This is a genomic window from Herbiconiux sp. VKM Ac-1786, from assembly GCF_015350805.1.
Lineage (GTDB): Bacteria > Actinomycetota > Actinomycetes > Actinomycetales > Microbacteriaceae > Herbiconiux.
Genome location: NZ_JADKSG010000001.1, coordinates 1,382,918 through 1,401,697 on the forward strand (window position 1 = coordinate 1,382,918; position 18,780 = coordinate 1,401,697).

The 18,780-nt window shown below is 67.5% G+C and carries 18 protein-coding genes; 8 read left to right on the plus strand and 10 right to left on the minus strand.

The window, feature by feature from the left end; genetic code table 11:
• Positions 1 to 15: 15 nt before the first annotated feature.
• From gnd to dnaA, 3 genes are all read right to left on the minus strand, one after another.
• Positions 16 to 903, minus strand: a complete 888-nt coding sequence (gene gnd / locus ITJ64_RS06900; protein WP_194679959.1) for a phosphogluconate dehydrogenase (NAD(+)-dependent, decarboxylating) — start codon at positions 901 to 903, stop codon at positions 16 to 18.
• A gap of 80 nt (positions 904 to 983) precedes the next feature.
• Positions 984 to 2,129 carry a DNA polymerase III subunit beta gene (gene dnaN / locus ITJ64_RS06905; RefSeq protein ID WP_194679960.1) on the minus strand — a complete coding sequence of 382 codons (1,146 nt, stop codon included), beginning with the start codon at positions 2,127 to 2,129 and terminating at the stop codon, positions 984 to 986.
• A 364-nt stretch (positions 2,130 to 2,493) separates the two neighbouring features.
• Positions 2,494 to 4,014, minus strand: a complete 1,521-nt coding sequence (gene dnaA, locus ITJ64_RS06910) for a chromosomal replication initiator protein DnaA (RefSeq protein ID WP_194679961.1) — start codon at positions 4,012 to 4,014, stop codon at positions 2,494 to 2,496.
• Between the two features lie 264 nt (positions 4,015 to 4,278).
• On the opposite strand from dnaA, the gene rpmH reads away from it, so the two are divergent.
• From rpmH to rsmG, 6 genes are all read left to right on the plus strand, one after another.
• Complete coding sequence (gene rpmH / locus ITJ64_RS06915; protein ID WP_055810406.1) at positions 4,279 to 4,416, plus strand: 50S ribosomal protein L34; 138 nt, start codon at positions 4,279 to 4,281, stop codon at positions 4,414 to 4,416.
• Between the two features lie 14 nt (positions 4,417 to 4,430).
• On the plus strand, positions 4,431 to 4,775 hold the full coding sequence (gene rnpA, locus ITJ64_RS06920; RefSeq protein WP_194679962.1) for a ribonuclease P protein component: 345 nt from the start codon (positions 4,431 to 4,433) through the stop codon (positions 4,773 to 4,775).
• Entirely contained in the window at positions 4,775 to 5,083 is a 309-nt protein-coding gene (yidD, locus tag ITJ64_RS06925) for a membrane protein insertion efficiency factor YidD (RefSeq protein WP_370545148.1), read from the plus strand. Before rnpA ends, yidD begins: the two co-directional genes overlap by 1 nt.
• Before the next feature lie 15 nt (positions 5,084 to 5,098).
• Positions 5,099 to 6,061, plus strand: a complete 963-nt coding sequence (gene yidC / locus ITJ64_RS06930; protein ID WP_194680778.1) for a membrane protein insertase YidC — start codon at positions 5,099 to 5,101, stop codon at positions 6,059 to 6,061.
• Positions 6,062 to 6,321: 260 nt separating this feature from the next.
• A complete protein-coding gene (locus ITJ64_RS06935) occupies positions 6,322 to 6,843 on the plus strand; it encodes a R3H domain-containing nucleic acid-binding protein (protein ID WP_194680779.1) in 522 nt (173 codons plus the stop codon).
• 106 nt (positions 6,844 to 6,949) lie between these two features.
• Positions 6,950 to 7,576: a 16S rRNA (guanine(527)-N(7))-methyltransferase RsmG gene (gene rsmG / locus ITJ64_RS06940; protein ID WP_194680780.1), complete on the plus strand. Its 627-nt coding sequence runs from the start codon at positions 6,950 to 6,952 to the stop codon at positions 7,574 to 7,576.
• Positions 7,577 to 7,870: 294 nt separating this feature from the next.
• Here the strand turns inward: rsmG and ITJ64_RS06945 are convergent, their stop codons facing one another.
• Positions 7,871 to 8,116: a hypothetical protein gene (locus tag ITJ64_RS06945; protein WP_194679964.1), complete on the minus strand. Its 246-nt coding sequence runs from the start codon at positions 8,114 to 8,116 to the stop codon at positions 7,871 to 7,873.
• 753 nt (positions 8,117 to 8,869) lie between these two features.
• Between ITJ64_RS06945 and ITJ64_RS06950 the strand changes: the two genes are divergently transcribed.
• Together ITJ64_RS06950 and ITJ64_RS06955 are read left to right on the plus strand one after the other, a co-directional pair.
• On the plus strand, positions 8,870 to 9,784 hold the full coding sequence (locus ITJ64_RS06950; protein WP_304607869.1) for a ParA family protein: 915 nt from the start codon (positions 8,870 to 8,872) through the stop codon (positions 9,782 to 9,784).
• Complete coding sequence (locus ITJ64_RS06955) at positions 9,774 to 10,766, plus strand: ParB/RepB/Spo0J family partition protein (protein WP_194679965.1); 993 nt, start codon at positions 9,774 to 9,776, stop codon at positions 10,764 to 10,766. The genes ITJ64_RS06950 and ITJ64_RS06955 overlap by 11 nt, the downstream gene beginning before the upstream one ends.
• A 297-nt stretch (positions 10,767 to 11,063) precedes the next feature.
• Here the strand turns inward: ITJ64_RS06955 and ITJ64_RS06960 are convergent, their stop codons facing one another.
• The 6 genes from ITJ64_RS06960 to ITJ64_RS06985 form a co-directional block, all read right to left on the minus strand.
• The gene (locus ITJ64_RS06960) at positions 11,064 to 12,032 is read right to left on the minus strand and encodes a D-alanine--D-alanine ligase (protein WP_194679966.1); all 969 of its coding nucleotides are present in this window, start codon (positions 12,030 to 12,032) and stop codon (positions 11,064 to 11,066) included.
• Between the two features lie 4 nt (positions 12,033 to 12,036).
• Positions 12,037 to 13,389 (minus strand): PLP-dependent aminotransferase family protein, encoded by a 1,353-nt coding sequence (locus ITJ64_RS06965; RefSeq protein ID WP_194679967.1) that lies wholly within the window; start codon positions 13,387 to 13,389, stop codon positions 12,037 to 12,039.
• 90 nt (positions 13,390 to 13,479) lie between these two features.
• Entirely contained in the window at positions 13,480 to 13,803 is a 324-nt protein-coding gene (gene trxA / locus ITJ64_RS06970) for a thioredoxin (protein WP_173182105.1), read from the minus strand.
• Between the two features lie 70 nt (positions 13,804 to 13,873).
• On the minus strand, positions 13,874 to 14,836 hold the full coding sequence (gene trxB, locus ITJ64_RS06975) for a thioredoxin-disulfide reductase (RefSeq protein ID WP_194679968.1): 963 nt from the start codon (positions 14,834 to 14,836) through the stop codon (positions 13,874 to 13,876).
• A gap of 167 nt (positions 14,837 to 15,003) precedes the next feature.
• Positions 15,004 to 16,626 carry a murein biosynthesis integral membrane protein MurJ gene (gene murJ / locus ITJ64_RS06980; RefSeq protein WP_370545071.1) on the minus strand — a complete coding sequence of 541 codons (1,623 nt, stop codon included), beginning with the start codon at positions 16,624 to 16,626 and terminating at the stop codon, positions 15,004 to 15,006.
• Positions 16,623 to 18,770: a DUF6049 family protein gene (locus ITJ64_RS06985; protein ID WP_194679969.1), complete on the minus strand. Its 2,148-nt coding sequence runs from the start codon at positions 18,768 to 18,770 to the stop codon at positions 16,623 to 16,625. The genes murJ and ITJ64_RS06985 overlap by 4 nt, the downstream gene beginning before the upstream one ends.
• Between the last annotated feature and the right edge of the window lie 10 nt (positions 18,771 to 18,780).

Consider the following 18,780-nt stretch of genomic DNA (forward strand, 5'->3'; position numbering starts at 1 on the left):
CCTGGGTGCGTCAGCTCAGTCGAGCTCTTTGACCGCGTGGCCGCCGAACTGGTTGCGCAGCGCGGCGACGGCCTTCATGGAGGGCGAGTCCTCCTGGCGCGACACGAAGCGGGCGAAGATGGCGGCGCTGATGGCGGGCATCGGCACGGCGTTCTCGATGGCCTCCTCGAGGGTCCAGCGACCCTCTCCGGAGTCCTCGACGTAGCCCTCGATCTGGTCGAACTCGGGGTCGGCCTCGAGGGCGCGCACCAGGAGGTCGAGCAGCCAGGACCGCACGACGGTTCCGCGCTGCCAGGCCTTGAAGGTGCCCGTGACGTCCTTGATGATGTCCTTCTTGGCGTCGAGGAGCTCGTAGCCCTCGGCGTAGGCCTGCATCATGCCGTACTCGATGCCGTTGTGCACCATCTTGGCGTAGTGGCCGGCGCCGACCTCGCCCACGTGCACGAAGCCCTCGTCGCGCGGGCCCTCGGGGCGCAGCGCGTCGAAGACGGGCATGGCGCGCTCGACCATCTCGGTTGTGCCGCCGACCATCAGGCCGTAGCCGTTCTCGAGGCCCCAGACGCCGCCCGAGACACCGGCATCCATGAACTGGATGCCCTTGGGGCTGAGCAGCTCGGAGTGCTTGAAGTCCTCGGTCCACTTCGAGTTGCCGCCGTCGATGATGAGGTCGCCCTCGTCGAGGACGTTCGACAGGTCGTCGATCACGCTGTCGGTGATCTTGCCGGCCGGCACCATCACCCAGACGATGCGGGGGGCCGGGAGGGCCGCGGCCAGCGCGGCCAGGTCGGCGACGTCGCTCACGGCGGGGTTGGTGTCGTAGCCCACGACGCCGATGCCGGCCTTCTTGAGGCGGGCACGCATGTTGTTGCCCATCTTGCCGAGTCCGATGAGGCCGATCTCCATGGCCGTCTCCTTCTGTAGTCGTGTCGCGGGGGTGGTGTGCCGGTGGGTCAGCGCAGCAGGTGGGTCAGTGCTGCCGTGGTTCAGCGCAGCAGCAGGTTGGGCTGCAGCAGGTACTTGTAGTCGTCGGAACCGGGCTGGTCCTTCGACGACTGGCTCGTGATGAGCACCGGGCCGGGCTTGTTCGGGTTGTCGGTCTTCGTGAACGAGATGCGCACGAACTCCGAGTGCACGGCGCTCAGCCCGTCGAGCAGGAACTGGGGCTTCAGCGAGACCACGGTGTCCTGCCCGGTGAGCAGCGCGTCGATCGACTCGGAGGCCTGGGCCTGCTCGGAGCCGATGGCCTCGAGCGTCACGCCGTCGATCGTGAAGGTGAAGCGCAGCGCGGCCTCGCGCTCGAGCACCAGCGAGACGCGCTTGGTGGCCTCGATCAGGTCGGCGGTGTTGATGACCGCGTAGTTGTCGACGCTCTCGGGGAACAGGCGCTTCACGGGCGGGAAGTTGCCCTTGATCAGCAGCGTGGTGACGGTCTTCTTGTCGCTCTTGAAGGCGATCAGCTCGCGGTCGTCGGAGTTCGTGATCGCGACCGAGATGGTGCCGGCGTTGCCGAAGGTCTTGCCGACCTCCTGCAGGGTGCGCGCGGGCACGAGCGCGGTGGCGGTCGTCGTGCCGGAGTCGTTGGAGTCCCAGTCGATGTTGCGCACGGCGACGCGGTACCGGTCGGTGGCCACCAGCGAGATGCTGTTCTCGCTGACCTCGAGCTGCACGCCCGTGATGACCGGGGTCACGTCGTCGCGCGAGGCTGCGACGGCGACCTGGGCCACGGCGGCGGCGAACTGCTCGGCCGGCAGCAGGCCCGACTCGGCGCCGACCTGCGGCAGCGTGGGGTACTCCTCGACCGGCATGCTCAGCAGGGTGAAGCGGGCGGTGCCGCAGCTCACGACGATGCGCGAGTCTTCAGTGCTGAAGCGCACCGGGGCGTTCGGCAGCCGGCTCGCGATGTCGGAGAGCAGTCGACCGGAGACGAGGATGACACCCGGCTCCTCGATGTCGGCGGCGATCTGCGTCTGCGCCGAGACCTCGTAGTCGAAGGACGACAGCTTCAGCCCGTCGTCGGTGGCCTCGATCAGCACTCCGCTCAGGATCGGCAGCGTGGTGCGCTGAGGGAGCAGCTTCACTGCGAAGGACACTGCTTCGCTGAAGACGTCTCGGTTTACTTGGAACTTCACGCAGTCACCTCTGTCGGCATTTGAGACCTGGGGTCGGATTCATGTTATCCGCATGCGGCGACGACGGCTGTGACGCGTCGTGACCGGCTCGAATCACAAGGTTGTGGGATGTGATTTTCATTAATGATTAATTCTTAACAGTCTTAACCGCTGTGGATATGTGGATAAGTCTGTTTAAAGCTCGACATCCGGCGGAACTACAACCGTGTGACTTGTTGGCGCCGTGTGAATGACATGGTGACAGCGGATGAAGCCGATTGAACGGCCGGAGAACGATTCCACACGATCGGGGTGGTGTTCAACATCCTGGAGCCGTTTCTCCACACCCTTTTCACAATCTGTGGAAAACGCGGTCAGTCGGCTCTCAGGCGCTCTTGTAGCGCTGATTGTGCTTGATGCGGTTCGAGATCTCGGTGACCTGGTTGTAGATCGACCGCTTCTCGGTCATCAGCTTGCCGATCTTGTTGTTGGCGTACATCACGGTGGTGTGATCGCGGCCGCCGAACAGCTGGCCGATCTTCGGCAGCGACAGGCTCGTCATCTCACGGCACAGGTACATGGCGATCTGGCGAGCGGTGGCGATCGCCTGGGAGCGGCTCGAGCCGTACAGGTCGTCGACCGAGAGCTTGAAGTACTCGGCGGTGTGATTGATGATGTCGACCGGCGCGATGACGTTGTCGTCGTCGAGCGTGATCAGGTCTTTCAGCACCGTCTGCACGAGCTGCATGTCGACCGGCGTGCGGTTCAGACTGGCGAAGGCGGTGACGCGGATGAGCGTGCCCTCGAGCTCGCGCACGTTGCTCGACACCTTCGACGCCATGAACTCGAGGATGTCGTCGGGCACCCGGAGCCGCTCACTCTGCGCCTTCTTGCGCAGGATCGCGATGCGGGTCTCGAGGTCGGGGGTCTGCACGTCGGTGATCAGGCCCCACTCGAAGCGGGTGCGCATCCGGTCCTCGAAGCCCGTGAGGTGCTTCGGCGGCAGGTCGGAGGTGATGACCACCTGCTTGTTGTGGTCGTGCAGGGTGTTGAAGGTGTGGAAGAAGGCCTCCTGCGTCTCGGCCTTGCCCTGCAGGAACTGGATGTCGTCGATCAGCAGCAGGTCGATGTCGCGGTAGCGGCTGTGGAAAGCGGCGCCCCGGTTGTTCGCGATCGAGTTGATGAAGTCGTTCGTGAACTCCTCGGAGCTGACGTAGCGCACGCGCACCCCGGGATAGAGGGAGATGGCGTAGTGGCCGATGGCGTGCAGGAGGTGGGTCTTGCCGAGCCCCGAGTCGCCGTAGATGAAGAGGGGGTTGTAGGCCTTGGCCGGCGCCTCGGCCACCGCGACGGCGGCCGCATGGGCGAAGCGGTTCGAGCCGCCGATGACGAAGTTGTCGAAGCTGTACTTGGGGTTCAGCCGGGTGTCGTTGTTGCGGGCCGGGCCGACCGTCTCCTGCGCGTGCGGGATCGACTCGGCGTAGCTCGACGTGACGACGGGCTGGGTGAGCTCGTCGGGCCGGCCGGGCGCGGCCACGGGGGCGCTGCTGTCGGTGCTGCTGTCGTAGTCGTCGATGTCGGGGTTCACGACCACCGAGAAGTTCGAGACGGCGAGGGAGTCGTCGAGGGTGCCGAGCGCCGAGAGGAGGGAGGGTCGCACGCGCTGCTCGAGCATGTCGCGGGTGAAGTCGTTCGGCACCTCGAGATAGAAGGAACCGCCGAGGATGCCCTTCGGCACCACCAGGCCGAGGAAGCCCTTCAGCTGCGGGGTGATCCGTTCATCCGACGACAGCACCTGGAGGACCGTTCGCCAGTTGTCCTCCGTCGAAGCGGCACCGTCTGCCAATGGAACTCCTGTCGAACGCGCTCGTCTTCGCCGAACCGTTGCGTTCGACCCCGCCGTCATCCCTGCCCCCGGGACGGCTGTTAGTAACTGTAGGCATCTAAGCTAATGACTGCCACGACGCAGGGCAAGTTCGCTGTATTGACGGGCTGCGTGTCATACACAGATTTTGTCCACAGCATGTGGATAATTGATCCTTTGGCCGCTCGGGTTTGACCGCGGGCGCTTCAGGCCGTAGGTTTAATCAGTTGACTTGTGTGGTTTGCAGCCACACCTCTTACTTAAGCCGGGCGTTCACCCTGAAGGCCTGCCCCATCGGAGATCATTATGAGCAAGCGAACCTTCCAGCCGAACAACCGTCGCCGCGCCAAGGTGCACGGCTTCCGTCTGCGCATGCGCACCCGTGCCGGCCGCTCGATCCTCTCGGCTCGTCGCCGCAAGGGTCGCACCGAACTCTCCGCGTAGGTCTCTGATCCGCGGTGCTGGCCAAGAGCAACCGCATCACGCAGGGTGCCGACTACCGCGGCACCGTGCGACGCGGCAAGAAGTACGTCGGTCCCAGCACCGTCACCTACATTCGCGCATCCGATGATTCGTCGTCGGATGCGCGTTTCGGGTTCATCGTGGCTAAATCGGTCGGCGTCGCCGTCGTCCGCAACCGCGTGCGTCGCCGACTGAAGGCGGCGAGCTTCGCGCTGCTGCCGTTGCTGGCCCCCGGAACCGACGTGGTGGTGCGCGCTCTGCCCGAAGCTGCATCACAGCCTTACGGCGTACTCTTCGAAGAACTGTCGCGTTCTCTCACCAAAGGATCAGTACTCGCATGATGTCAGTGGTGACGGCGATCGTACTGCTCCCCCGCAATCTCGCGGTGCTCCTGCTCCGCGGCTACCGCGCCGTGATCTCTCCGCTGTACGGAGACGTCTGCCGCTACTACCCCTCGTGCTCCTCCTATACTCTCCAGGCCATCCAGCTGCGGGGTGTCATCGTCGGTTCGGCGATGGGGGTCTATCGCATCGCGCGCTGTCACCCCTGGGCGAAGGGCGGCGTCGACGACGTGCCGCCCGTGCGCCGGCAGAGATACCGGCTCACGTCGTTCGGTTTCGTCATACCAGCTAGCCACGGAAAGGGCTGACCCCACCCCATGGAAATCCCGCTCATCGATACGATCCTCTGGCCCATCAAATGGGTCGTGGAGCTGATCCTCGTCGCATGGCACTACGTCTGGACCTTCGTCGGCCTCGACCCCGCGGCCGGCCTGACCTGGGTGCTCTCCATCGTGGGTCTGGTGCTGGTCGTCCGTGCCGCCCTCATCCCGATCTTCGTGCGCCAGATCAAGAGCCAGCGCAAGATGCTGGAGGTCGCGCCACAGCTGAAGAAGATCCAGGACAAGTACCGCGGCAAGAAGGACCAGTTCTCGCGGGAGGCGATGTCGCGCGAGACGATGGAGCTCTACCGCAAGACGGGCACCAACCCACTGGCGTCCTGTCTTCCGCTGCTGCTCCAGATGCCCATCTTCTTCAGCCTGTTCTCCGTGCTGAACAACGCCCAGAAGGGCCAGGCCGGAGTCGGCCCGCTCGATGCGAACCTCGGCAAGCAGTTCGGTGACGCCACGCTGTTCGGTGTGGCCCCGCTGCACGACACCTTCATCGGCTCCTTCAACGCCGGCGGCCCGTGGCAGGTCATGCTCATCGCCGGCCTCATGGTCGTGCTGATGACCGCTTCGCAGTTCTACACGCAGCTGCAGATCATGGCGAAGAACCAGTCGCCCGAGGCCAAGGCCAGCCCGATGTACCGCCAGCAGCGCATCCTTCTGTACATCCTCCCCCTGGTGTTCGTCTTCTCGGGTGTGGCTTTCCCCCTCGGCGTCATGTTCTACTGGCTCACCTCGAACTTCTGGACCATGGGCCAGCAGTTCCTGGTCATCCGCAACATGCCGACCCCCGGCTCGGAGGCCGCCAAGGCCCGTGAGGCACGTCTGGCGAAGAAGGGGAAGCTGGAGCCCACGAAGGGCGCGCCGGCCATCGAGACCATCCCCGAGGCCCCCAAGACCACGCAACGACAGCAGCCCGTGAACAAGAACCGGGCGAAGAAGCAGGGTGACAAGAAATGAGTGATGTGACCGAGACGACCACCGCGACCACGCCGCTCGACGAGTCGGCCGACGCAGCCGTTACCGATCCCGCGCAGGACGACGCGTCGGTGTCGTCAGACGTTTCGGCGGACGCCGTTTCCTCCACGTCGCCCGCTGCTCCCTCCGCCTCGGCGTCTGCGTCGTCCGCCTCGCACGAATCGTCTGCCGCGGTGCCCGCTCCGGCCGCCACCCCCTCCCCCGCAGCCGCTGCGGCCTTCGCGTCGGCCCCGGCCTCCGCCCTGATCGACGACGGCGCCCCCGCGGATGCGGCAGGCACCCAGGGCGTTGCGCCGGCCCGTTCGTCCGCCTCCCTCGACGACGAGGGCGACGTCGCAGCCGACTACATCGAGGAGCTCCTCGATATTTGCGACCTCGACGGTGACATCGACATCGAGGTGACCGACGGCCGAGCCTACATCTCGGTCAACGCCTCGGGCGACAGCAACCTCCGCATCCTCTCGCGTCCCGACACCGTCGCGGCCCTGCAGGAGCTGACCCGCCTGGCCGTCCAGACGAAGACGGGCGAGTTCTCCCGCCTGATCCTCGACGTCGGCGGCAGCCGTGAGCAGCGCCAGCGTGAGCTCGAGAAGCTCGTCGACGACGCGGTCGCCCGCCTCGACGGCGGCTCCGACGCTGCGCACCTCGAGCCGATGTCCTCGTACGAGCGGAAGCTCGTCCACGACATCGTGGCCACGCGCGGCCTCACCTCGGAGTCCGAGGGCGAGGGCCGGGACCGCCACACGGTCATCACGCGCGCGTAGGGATGTTTCACGTGAAACTTGGGGTGTCGGCGTGACCGGCACCCCGGCGGAATCCGCCCCCTCCCCCGAGCCAACCCGCCGCTCCGAAGATTCTCGGTCGGCCGCCGTGGACGTGACCCCCGAAGTCGAACCGGCCGCAGCCGCAGTCGTGTTCGGCGACCGCATCGACCTGGCCCGCGCCTACACCGCTGACCTCGTCGCTCGCGGTGAGGAACTCGGACTGATCGGCCCCCTGGAGCTTCCCCGCCTCTGGAGCCGCCACATCATCAACTGCGGCCTCGTCGCCCCGCTTCTCTACCCCGGTGTCGTCGGAGACATCGGCAGTGGTGCCGGCCTGCCAGGCATTGTGCTGGCGATCGCCCGCCCCGACGTCGACTTCGTGCTCATCGAGCCCATGGAGCGCCGCATCTCCTGGCTGAACGAGCAGAAGCAGAACCTCGGCCTCGCCAACGTCACCGTCGTCCGCGACCGCGCGCAGGAGTACCCGAAGGGTCGCCTCGACCAGCTCACCGCCCGCGCGGTCAGCGCTTTCAGCAAGCTGATTCCGATGGCCACTCCCCTGGTCCGCTCCGGCGGCGAACTCGTGCTCATGAAGGGCGCCTCGGCCGCCGCCGAGATCGCGGCCGCCGAGAAGGCGATCCGCAAGTACAAGCTCTCGGACGTGGAGGTCGTGGAGCTCGGCGCCGACGTCGGCGTGGACATCACCCGCGTCATCCGCGCCCGCGTCCCCTGACTCGCCCCAGCTCCCCAGAAGTTGGGTTGTCGCGAGAGTGGCACGCTTACCTGCCCACCTGGCCGTGCTTTAGGCGCCGGCCCCGCGTCGTCCCGGCGCTCGCTCATCTCAAGTGACGGATCCACAGCTGAACTGCGTGCGGTCGCCCGAAGCGCACTGCACGGCCTAGGTTGCTTTCAGAATTTCCCTGGCACCTGCCGCTGCGTGCAGTAGGGTGCCCAGTCGCCCTCCCCTAACACTCATCCGACCCCACCCTCGGAGGCCCCGGTGCTTGGGGGAATCCCGGCGGCCCCGTCAGCTCGCAGCTCGCGCTTGCGGCGCGTACCGGGCGAGGGGCTGCTCAGCACGCGGGGCTATCGTTCTTGCGCCATATCCCGCGCTCGAGTTGTAGCCCGCGTCGCGCAGCTCGAGGTAGGCGCCAAAGACCATCCTGTGGCTGACGACGAGTGCCTGCGCCAGGTCGCCTTCGGCGGTCAGTCGGGTGCCGGTGGCGATCCGGCCGTCGAGCACCTGGAGGCGGGCGCGGTCGAACAGCGCCACATAGGACGGGCCCGCCGAGCTGCCACGCCATTCGCAGAGCAGGGAGATGAGGCCCCGGGCGTGCTTGCGCTTAAAACCCCGATCTGGCGGGCTCCGTCCGTCGGCGGTGAGTGATCGGGATGCGGAGGAAGCGGTCGGAGGCACAGTCGACGCCGAAGCCCGGTCTCGTCGCGCCAGGGCGCCATCGAGCGCTGTGCGTAGGCGTTCCGGGACGCAGTTTGCCGCGCCCCGCGCACTACGCCCACACAGACCTCTCGACTGAGGTCGTGTAGTGGACAGTGCAGCTGCAACCGCGTGCTGCGCGCGATTTCGGCGCAGCACATCGAACAAATCTGCGCTGATGAAGCCCATGGTCGGATACCGGCAGAGAATGCGGATGTTACACCGATCACTCGTGATCGGCGTCGGGAGCCGCGTGCATGCTCGCCAGTTCTGCAGGTCGATCATGGCGCCGCCATCTGCCGCATCGGGGGTTTCACGTGAAACATTGCCTCCGATGTGGAAGTACCGACCGTGGCGCGATAGGCAATGTAGATCAGCTATCTCGGGCAACCTAGGTACCGTGGCCTGACTCGTGTCGTGTCGGCTGTTCTATGCGATGCAGCCTCATCCATCCCCCACCCACCAGGTCACCTTCGAGTAGCCGTTCGGTAGTCCGCCACTGTCAGTGTTATTCGGTACGATCGAAGTCGTCCGTTCGGGCTTCTCGCTCGCCCATGTTTCACGTGAAACATATCGACAGGATTTAGTGCATTGACCAGTGATCCCACCGCCTTTGATGCGTCGACTCCACTGGCTCGGGAACTCGCGAACCTGTCGCAGCGAAAGCGGGCACTGGCTGTGCGGGAATTCCCCCTCCCCGATGTCACGCGCATCCTGACCGTGGCTAACCAGAAGGGTGGCGTCGGCAAGACCACGACGACCGTCAATCTCGCTGCAGCACTGGCGAGCGAGGGCGCCCGGGTGCTCGTGATCGATCTGGACCCACAGGGCAACGCCTCCACAGCCCTCGGCGTCGACCACCGGGGAGACCAGCCCAGCGTCTACGACGTCCTTATTCGGGATGGCTCGATGTCCGAGATCATCCAGCAGAGCCCGGAGTCGCCCAATCTGTACTGCCTGCCGGCAACGATCCACCTGGCCGGGGCCGAGATCGAGCTCGTGCCGATGGTCGCTCGTGAGCAGCGACTGCGCGGCGCGCTCGACCGCTTCCTGGCCGAGAAGTCCGAGGCCGGCGAGATGTTCCACTACGTCCTCATCGACTGCCCGCCTTCACTTGGACTCCTCACGATCAACGCTTTCGTGGCCGCACGCGAGGTGCTCATCCCCATCCAGTGCGAGTATTACGCGCTCGAAGGTCTGAGTCAGCTGCTCAACAACATCAGCCTGATCGAGCGTCACCTCAACCCGACGCTCGCCGTGTCGACTATTCTCCTCACCATGTACGACGGACGCACCCGCCTCGCCTTCCAGGTCGCCGAAGACGTCCGCACCCACTTCCCCGAGCAGACGCTCGCCGCGGTCATCCCCCGCTCCGTGCGCATCTCCGAGGCGCCGAGCTACGGGCAGACCGTCATCGGCTTCGACCGGGGATCGCCCGGCTCCATCTCGTACCTCGAGGCAGCCGCAGAAATCGCAGAAAGAGGAGCCCCGAACCGTGGCAACTAAGAAGAGAACCGGCCTCGGCCGCGGCATCGGCGCCCTGATCCCCACTGACGAGCCACGGGTCGAGGGGTCCCGGCCCGTCGACGTGTTCTTCGACGCTCCTCGTCGTGATGCGGTGTCGGATGCTCCCGAGCTCGTCGCCGTTCCGGGGGCGCGGTTGGCGCAGCTCGATCCGGCGTCCATCGTGCCGAACCCGAAGCAGCCGCGCAGCGTTTTCGACCCGGCCGACCTGGCCGAGCTGGTGCACTCGATCAAGGAGATCGGCGTCCTACAGCCGATCGTCGTGCGCGAGCTCCCCCGTGAGGGCGACGCCGAGCAGCAGTACGAGCTGGTCATGGGTGAGCGTCGGCTGCGGGCGACGAAGGAAGCTGGTCTCGATGCGATTCCGGCGGTGGTGAAGAACACCGCCGACGAGGACATGCTGCGGGACGCCCTGCTGGAGAACCTCCATCGGTCGCAGCTCAACCCGTTGGAAGAGGCCTCGGCCTACCAGCAGATGATCGAGGACTTCGGCATTACACAGGACGCGCTGGCCGAGCGCATCGGTCGTTCGCGGCCGCAGATCACCAATACGCTCCGGTTGCTGAGACTTCCGCCAGCGGTGCAGAACCGGGTGGCGTCAGGGGTGCTGAGCGCGGGGCACGCTCGCGCGGTGCTCGCGGTGGGTGACGTCGAAGCGATGAACAAGCTGGCGGACAAGATCGTCAACGAGGACCTGTCGGTTCGCGCTGCCGAGGCGCTGGCGTCGTCGGCTCCGAAGCAGACCCGCGCGAAGACGACGGCGGGTCAGAAGCGCGGGCACCTCGACGAGATCGGTGAGCGGTTGGGCGACCGGCTGAACACGCGGGTGCGAGTGAGCCTCGGCCGGTCGAAGGGGCAGATCGTGATCGATTTCGCGACGATTCAGGACTTGAACCGCATCCTCACCGAACTGGGTGAAGAGGGTTTCGGCGCCGCCAAGACACAGGGCCCGCACTTCGTCTGAGTGTGCCGTCGCGCACAGAGGGGGCCTGAGCCCAGGCGGAGGCGTGACGGCGCGGGAGTTCCACCTTGGATGAACGCGGGGCCAGGCGGATGTAGGTGCGGGGCGGCGACGGGTGGTTTCGGGCACCAGGTGCTCGGCGACTGGCTATCGATCGGCCTGCCTGGATGACGATCGGTGCAGGCGTTAGTAGACGGCTACGGGCCCAAGCGCGCGGGCCCCGCGGAGCGGTCAGGCGGCACCATAATGAAAAACGCCCGCCACCCGAAGGCGCCGGACGTTTCACGTGAAACATCCCCACTACCGCCGCGCAGCAGCCTCCGCGATAGCGACGCCGCTCAGCGTGCTGTACACCTCGCCGAGCGACCGCCCGGTGGCGAGGATCCCCTGCGGCACCATCGACGTCTCCGTCAGCCCGGGCAGCACGTTGGCCTCGAGGAACCACGGCACCCCCGCGTCGTCGATGATCAGGTCGATACGCGAGATGTGGCGCAGCCCGATGGTCTCGTGGATGCGCAGGGCGGACTCGCCCGCGAGCGCCGCGGTCTCCTCGTCGAGGCGAGCCGGCACGAAGAAGTGGGTCTCCCCCGCGTTGTACCGGGCCTCGAAGCTGTAGACGCCCGAACGGGGCTCGATCTCCACGCCGGGCAGGGCGAACGGCCCCTCCCCCAAGTCCAGGATGCCCACCGAGACCTCGACGCCACGAACTCGCTGTTCGATCAGCGCGACCTCGCCGTAGGTGTAGGCGTCGACGACAGCGCGGGGCAGGTCGTCGGCCGAGTCGATGATCCCGACGCCGAGGGCCGAGCCGCCCTGCGCGGGCTTGACCACGAGGTCCGTGCCGAGCGAGGCCGAGACCCGCGCCAGCACCTCGGTGGCGCCGAGCTCACGGAAGGTGTCGCGCGGGAGGGTGATCGAGCGCGGGGTCTGGAAGCCGGCACGAGAGACGAGCACCTTCGCGGTCGGCTTGTTCCAGGCGAGGCGCGACGGGTCGGAGGTCGATCCGACGTAGGGGATGTCGAGGGCGTCGAGCAGGGCGCGCAGGGCACCGTCCTCTCCACTGGCACCGTGCAGGGCGGGCCACACGACGTCGGGACGGGTCTCGTCCAGGAACTGCAGCAGGCTGGCGTCGGGGTCGCGCAGGATGACCGTGTGGCCGCGCTCCGCGAGGCTGTCGGCGACGCGACGCCCCGAACGGAGGGAGACGTCCCGCTCGTGCGAGATGCCACCGGCCAGCACGACCACGGTGTGAGGAGTTGTGTCGCTCATGAGCTCAATTCAGGTTCGGGGGCGGTGCTGAGAAGTTGCGGTCGCGGACGGTGCCGAGAGGTCCGGTCTTCGAGAAGGTCTCGACCAGGTCGGTCTCTCCGCTGATGACGGTCTGCAGGCGACGGATGCCCGTGCGGATCGCCTCGGGCGTCGGGTAGCAGAACGACAGCCGGATGTTGCTGTGGCCGTTGCCGTCGGCGTAGAACGCGGTGCCCGGCGTGTAGGCGACGAGCTCCTTCACGGCCCGGGGCAGCATCTGCTTCGAGTCGAGGTAAGGCGGCAGCGTCAGCCAGACGTAGAAGCCGCCCCTCGGGTCGGTCCAGGTGAGGCTCGGGAGGTAGTCGTTCAAAGCCCCGATCATCGCCTCTTTTCGCTCCTTGTACACACCGCGGAAACGGTCGACCTGAGCGCGCCAGTCGATGTTGTCCAGATACTCGGAGACGATCAGCTGGCTGAACGAGCTCGGGGAGAGCACGGCCGCCTCGTTCGCGAGGATGAGCTTCTCGCGGATGGCGTGCGGGGCGAGTGCCCAACCCACGCGGAAGCCCGGTGCGAGCGTCTTCGAGAAGGTGCCGAGGTAGATGACGCCCTCCTGTTCGATCGAGCGGAGCGCCGGCGGCGGCGGGGTGTCGAAATGGAGCAGCCCGTACGGGTTGTCCTCCAGCACGAGGATGCCGGCGTCTTTGGCGATCTGGAGGATCTCGAGCCGGCGCTCCCAGCTGAGGGTCACTCCGGCCGGGTTCTGGAAGGATGGGATCGTGTAGAGGAACTTGATGGTCTTGCCCTCGGCCCGCAGCCGCGCGATGTTTTCGCGGAGCGACTCCGGGATCATGCCGTGCTCGTCCATTGCGACATGGTGGGTCTGCGCCTGGAACGACTTGAAGATCACGACGGCGGTGACGTAGCTCGGGCCCTCGGCCAGCACCACGTCTCCCGGGTCGAGGAAGAGCTTGGACACGAGCTCCAGGGCGTGCTGCGATCCGGTGGTGACGACGACGTCATCGGCGCTGGCCTTGATGCCCTCCATCGCCATGACGTCGAGGATCTGCTCGCGGAGCTTCGGCACACCCTGCCCCGAGCCGTACTGCAGGGCCACCGAGCCCTGGTCGCGCATCACGCGGTTCATCGACTCGATGATCAGCTCCTGCGGGAGCGCCGAGACGGCCGGCATCCCTCCGGCGAGCGACACCACCTCGGGCCGGGACGCCACGGCGAACAGGGCCCGCACCTCGGAGGCGGCGAGACCGGCGGTGCGCGCGGCGTAGTTGGAGTACCAGGGATCGAGGTTGTTACCCGATTGCTGTGGGGGGTTCTGGCTTTTCACTGACGTACATCCCGACGTTGACCGAATTCCCATCGTATGACATGCAAAAGTGGCCCGTCGCGTGAATGCGACGGGCCACTCGGCTGGGACTGGCTACAGCCCGCCCCAGTAAGGGGGACGCGATCAGATGAACGCGGCCAGGTCGGCCTCGAGGGCCGCCTTCGGCTTGGCGCCGATGATGGTCTTGACGACCTCGCCGCCCTTGTAGACCTTGAGCGCCGGGATCGAGGTGATCTGGTACTTCATCGCGGTCTGGGGGTTGTCGTCGACGTTCAGCTTGACGATCTCGATCTTGTCGCCGTGCTCCGCGGCGATCTGGTCGAGGATCGGGGCGACGGCGCGACAGGGGCCGCACCACTCGGCCCAGAAGTCGACGAGGATCGTCTTCTCGGAGTTGATGACGTCGGCCTCGAAGCTGGCGTCGGAGACGGCCTTGGCGTTGGACATGGTTCCTTCTTTCGTGAGGTTCGGATGTGAGGGGTGCGGGCCGCGGTGGGCAGCGAGCACGGATCGGATGCTAGGAGGCGGTGACGAGGTCGCTCGCCTCGGCCTCGGCCTGGTCGAGGGCGGCGAGGAACGCCTCGGCGTCGAGCGCCGCCACGGTTCCGGACGCCGCCGCGGTGACCGCCTGGCGGTAGTGCGGGTCGATGACGTCTCCGGCGGCGAACACGCCGGGCAGGTTGGTCTTCGACGAGCGGCCCTCGACGGCGATGGTTCCCTCGTCGGTCAGGTCGAGCTGGCCGTGCACGAGGTGCACGCGCGGGTCGTTGCCGATCGCGACGAACAGGCCCTGCACCGGCAGCTCCGACGTGGAGCCGTCGACCGTGTTGCGCAGCTGCAGGCCGTCGACGGCGTTCTCACCGGAGATGCCGACGACCTCGGAGTTCCAGACGAACTCGATCTTGTCGTTCGTGAAGGCGCGCTCCTGCATGATCTTCGAGGCGCGCAGCGAGTCCTTGCGGTGCACCACGTAGACCTTCTCGGCGAAGCGGGTGAGGAAGGTCGCCTCCTCCATGGCCGAGTCTCCGCCACCGACGACCGCGATCGTCTTGGTCTTGAAGAAGAAGCCATCGCAGGTGGCGCACCACGAGACGCCGCGGCCGGACAGCCGCTCCTCGTCGTGCAGCCCGAGCTTGCGGTACGCGGATCCGGTCGCGAAGATCAGCGAGCGCGCCTCGAAGGTTCCGCTGTAGCCGGTCTCGACCGACTTGACGTCACCCGTGAGGTGCACGGCGGTGACGTCGTCGAGAACGACCTCGGTGCCGAACTTCTCGGCCTGCTCCTGCAGCTTCAGCATGAGCTCGGGGCCCTGGATGCCCTCGGGGAAGCCGGGGAAGTTCTCGACCTCGGTGGTGTTCATCAGCTCGCCGCCGGCCTCGACGCTCGAGGCGAGGAGGAGGGGCTTGAGGCCCGCTCGGGCGGCGTAGATCGCTGCCGTGAATCCGGCGGGGCCGGAGCCGATGATGATGATCTCGCGCATGTGGTCTGTCTCCTCGGAGGGTGGTCGCGGGCACACCGGAGCGTGCGGCGCTGACCGGTACAACACATCCTATCCGCGCGGTATTCCGCGGGTGCGGGGCGCTGAGCGGGCTCTCAGCAGGGGTGCCTCGTGCGGCCGCAGAAGGGGCAGACAGGGCGAGTGCGCGGTCAGCGCGAGCGCGTCAGCCGCGCCCGCACGGGGCCCAGCGCATCCGCCAGCTCGGGCGATCGCACGAGGGCCAGGGCCCCGAGGTAGACCGCGGGCATGACGACGCCGATCACCGCCATCGAGACGAGCGGGGTGACGTAGCCCGAGGTGAGGAACTCGACCCCGAGGAGCGACTGGATGCCGAGGTAGACGAGCACGCCGGCCCCGGCCGCCGGGATCGCCGCCACGAGGAAGCGAGCGAAGCTGCGGGCGATGCGCCCTCCCCCGGTGCCTCCGAGCCGGCGCCGGATGATCACGGCGGCGGCGATGACCTGCACGCCGGTGGCCAGGGAGAGGGAGACGGCGATGCCGACCGCCACCAGACCGTCCGGCAGCAGCAGGCAGGAGAGCACGAGCACCACGAAGATCGACGCCTGCAGCACCTGCAGGAAGAACGGGGTCTTCGTGTCGCTGAGCGAGTAGAACACCCGCTGCAGCACGAAGAGCACGCTGAACGGCACCAGACCGACGAGGAATCCGATCAGCACGTCGCCCATCGCGACCGCTTGGGCATAGGTCTCGGTGAATATGCTCGCAAAGGGATATGCCGCGACGATCAGCACGATGGTGCCCAGCACCATGAACAGCAGGGTGATGCGCAGCGCCGAGGAGACGTCCCGCCGGAGGTCGGCCGTCTCGCCGCGGTTCGCGTGCCCGCTCATCTTCGTGAAGTAGGCGGTGACGAGCGACACCGTGATCAGCGAGTGCGGCAGCATGAAGATCAGCCAGGCGTTCTGCAGGGCGAACACCGAGGCCCCGTCGCCCGAGGCGGTGGCGGCGACGGCGGTCTCGACCAGCCCGGCGGCCTGGCTGACGAGCAGCATGCCGAAGGTCCAGCCCGCCAGCTTGCCGGCCGCGCCGAGACCGACGCCGCGCCAGGCGAAGTCGGGGCGGTAGCGGATGCCCGCCCGCCGCCAGAACAGGAACAGCACCAGCGCCTGGGCCGCCACGGCGGCGGTGGTCGACCCGCCGAGCAGCGCGATCTTGTCGGGCCCCCAGTCGGTGACGAGCCGCTCGCCCTCGGGGTCGAGCCCGAAGAGCAGCATGAAGGCGACGAGCCCCAGGATCGAGACGATGTTGTTGACCACGGGCGCCCAGGTGAACGGGCCGAAGACGCCCTTGGCGTTCAGCACCTCGCCGAGCACGGTGTAGAGCCCGTAGAAGAAGATCTGCGGCAGGCACCAGTAGGCGAAGGCGATGCCGAGGGCCCGCTGCTCGCCGCTCCAGGTCGGCGCCGAGATGGTCACCAGCACCGGCGCGAGAATGGTCGCGGCCAGGGTGGTGCCGGCGAGGATGACCATCGAGATCGTGAGCAGCTTGTTGATGTAGCCGCGGCCGCCGTCCTGGTGCAGCATCGCCCGCACGATCTGCGGAACCAGCACGGCCGAGAGCGTGCCGCCCGCGATGATCGCGTAGATGTTGTTCGGCAGCTGGTTGGCGATCGCGAAGGCGTCACCGCTCGCACTGTTCACCACGCCGATGGTCTGAGCCAGGATGATCGCCCGGACGAAGCCCATGATGCGGGAGACGATCGTGCCCGACGCGAGGAACGCGCTGGCGCGGCCGATGCTGGTCGGGCTCACGAGGTCCCCTCCGCTGAAGCCCGCCGCTCCTTGCGCCGCCGCAGGATGTTCCGCGCCAGCCCGCCGCCGAACAGCAGCACCAGCGCCACCACGAAGATCACGGTGCCCCAGGTCTCCCAGTCGGCGCTCACGTTCACCGCGACCGGCGACGGGTTCGCGATCAGCACCCCGCTCGCGCTTGTGAGCTGGAAGCTCAGCACGACCGAGCCGTTCGCGACGGCGGTCACCGGGATCTGGGCGCTCTTCCGCGAGTTCGCCTCCACGACCACGCCGACGTCGTTCTGGTCGATCAGCAGGCGTCCGTTCGACGCCGTGACGTGCACGATGACCGATACGGGGTAGGGCAGCTCGTTGCTGATGGTCAAGGGCAGCGGCGCCGAGCTCGACAGCAGGTTGATGTCGGAGCCCTCGACGATCTGCACGCCCTTCAGCGTGGTCGCGGTCTCCTCGTTGAAGGCGTCGGTCGCCACGCTCCAGCCGCCCTCGTTCGCGACCCAGGCGTTCGACAGCAGCGTGAGCAGGTCGGCGCGGTGCCGGCCCGAGAGCAGCTGGGGGTTCGACAGCACCGAGGAGTAGGAGTCGATCTGCTGGCCACCGAGCAGGAGATTGGCGATGCGGGTGACACGCTCGTCGGGCTGAGGGGCGTCGACGAGCGACACCGTCTGGGTGGGGGTGCGCTGCACGAGTTCCGAGAACGACCCCGGGGCACTCCACGGCAGCGCCTGCACGGTCGAGACGACCTGGTCGATGCTGTTCAGGTTCATCGCGGCCCGATCGAGCACCGCCAGCACGGGAGTGGGGTCCTCCGGGGTGCCGCCCCCGGTCTCGGCCGCCAGGGCGAGGGCCGCCGCGAGCTCGCCGACCGCCTGCCCGCGTGCGGTGTCGGTCGACGCGGCCACCGCATCCTGAACAGCCTGCGAGACGGCGTGGTCGGCGGCGAACACCGTCTGCGACCCCGTCGTCGCCACCGCCTGCAGGGCTTCGCCCGCGTCGCCCGAGGCGGGGGTCAGCTGCTGCGAGTCGATGATGCTGGCCGAGTAGCCGGAGGCGGAGAGGAAGGGCAGGTCGGCCGCGGTCACCGAGCCGGCGCGCGGCCAGGCGATGGTCGTCGAGGCGTAGTCCCAGTCGGTGAGCTGCTCGAGCGTCGGCACCGTGGGCGCTGCCGGCGTGGGCGAGGCGCTCGGGGTCGGCGCAGGAGAGGTCGGTGTGGCGGTCGGCTCGATCAGCGGGTCGACGTCGGTGAAGTCGGCCGGATCGAGCGCGTAGTCGAACGAGGTGGGCTGCAGGGCCGAGGTGGCGCCGGCCTGGCGCTCGCCCGAGAGGTCGGAGTCGCCGTAGCTGAGCGGGATGACCGGGTTCGACGCCGACTCGAGCCGCTCGAGCCAGGCGACGGCCGACTCGGGAGCGGTGGAGCCGAGCGCTCGGATGGAGACGATGATGCGCGGGTCGACGGCGATCGTCACCGGCCGGCCGATCACCGAGTCGAGCTCGCGGGTGAGCACGCCGGTGTCGTTCGTGAAGGCGTCCAGCGCGGCGGGCTGGATGAGGCCGGTCGAGCTGGCGACCGAGGTGATCGGGGCGATCACCGTGACGTCGGCGCGCGCCGAGATGCCGTCGTCGACGACCACCGTGCCGCGCGCCGAGACCGCGTCGCCGCCGGCACCGTCGAGGGTGGCCACCAGACCGTGGGCTCCACCGAGTCCCCCGGGCAGCTGGGCGGCGGGCACCGTGATCGACACCGTTCCGCCACCGCTCGGCGCCGGTGCGGTGGCCAGGGCGACGAGCGATCCGGCCTCGCCGCCGTCGAGCCAGCTGCTGAGCGAGGAGGAGCTGCGCAGGGCGCTGTCGTCGAGGGCGAGCGAGATCGTGCCGCCCGAGGAGGGACCGCTCACCTCGACGGTCACCGTGAGGTCGGCTCCCGGGGCTACGACACCGCTGCCCGAGGCGGCGAGGGCGAGCGTCACCGGCGACGCGGAGTCGTCCGAGGTCGTCGTCGGCACCGGTGCGGGGGCGCTGGAGGAGGGGGTGGGCGGAGGCGTTGTGGCGGCCGCTCCGAACGGGGTCGCGAACACGGCACCGGCGATCAGCGCGCTGGCTGCGATCGCGGGCGCAACTCGTTTCAGTCGACGCGCAGGTGATGTCATAGGCCGTGAC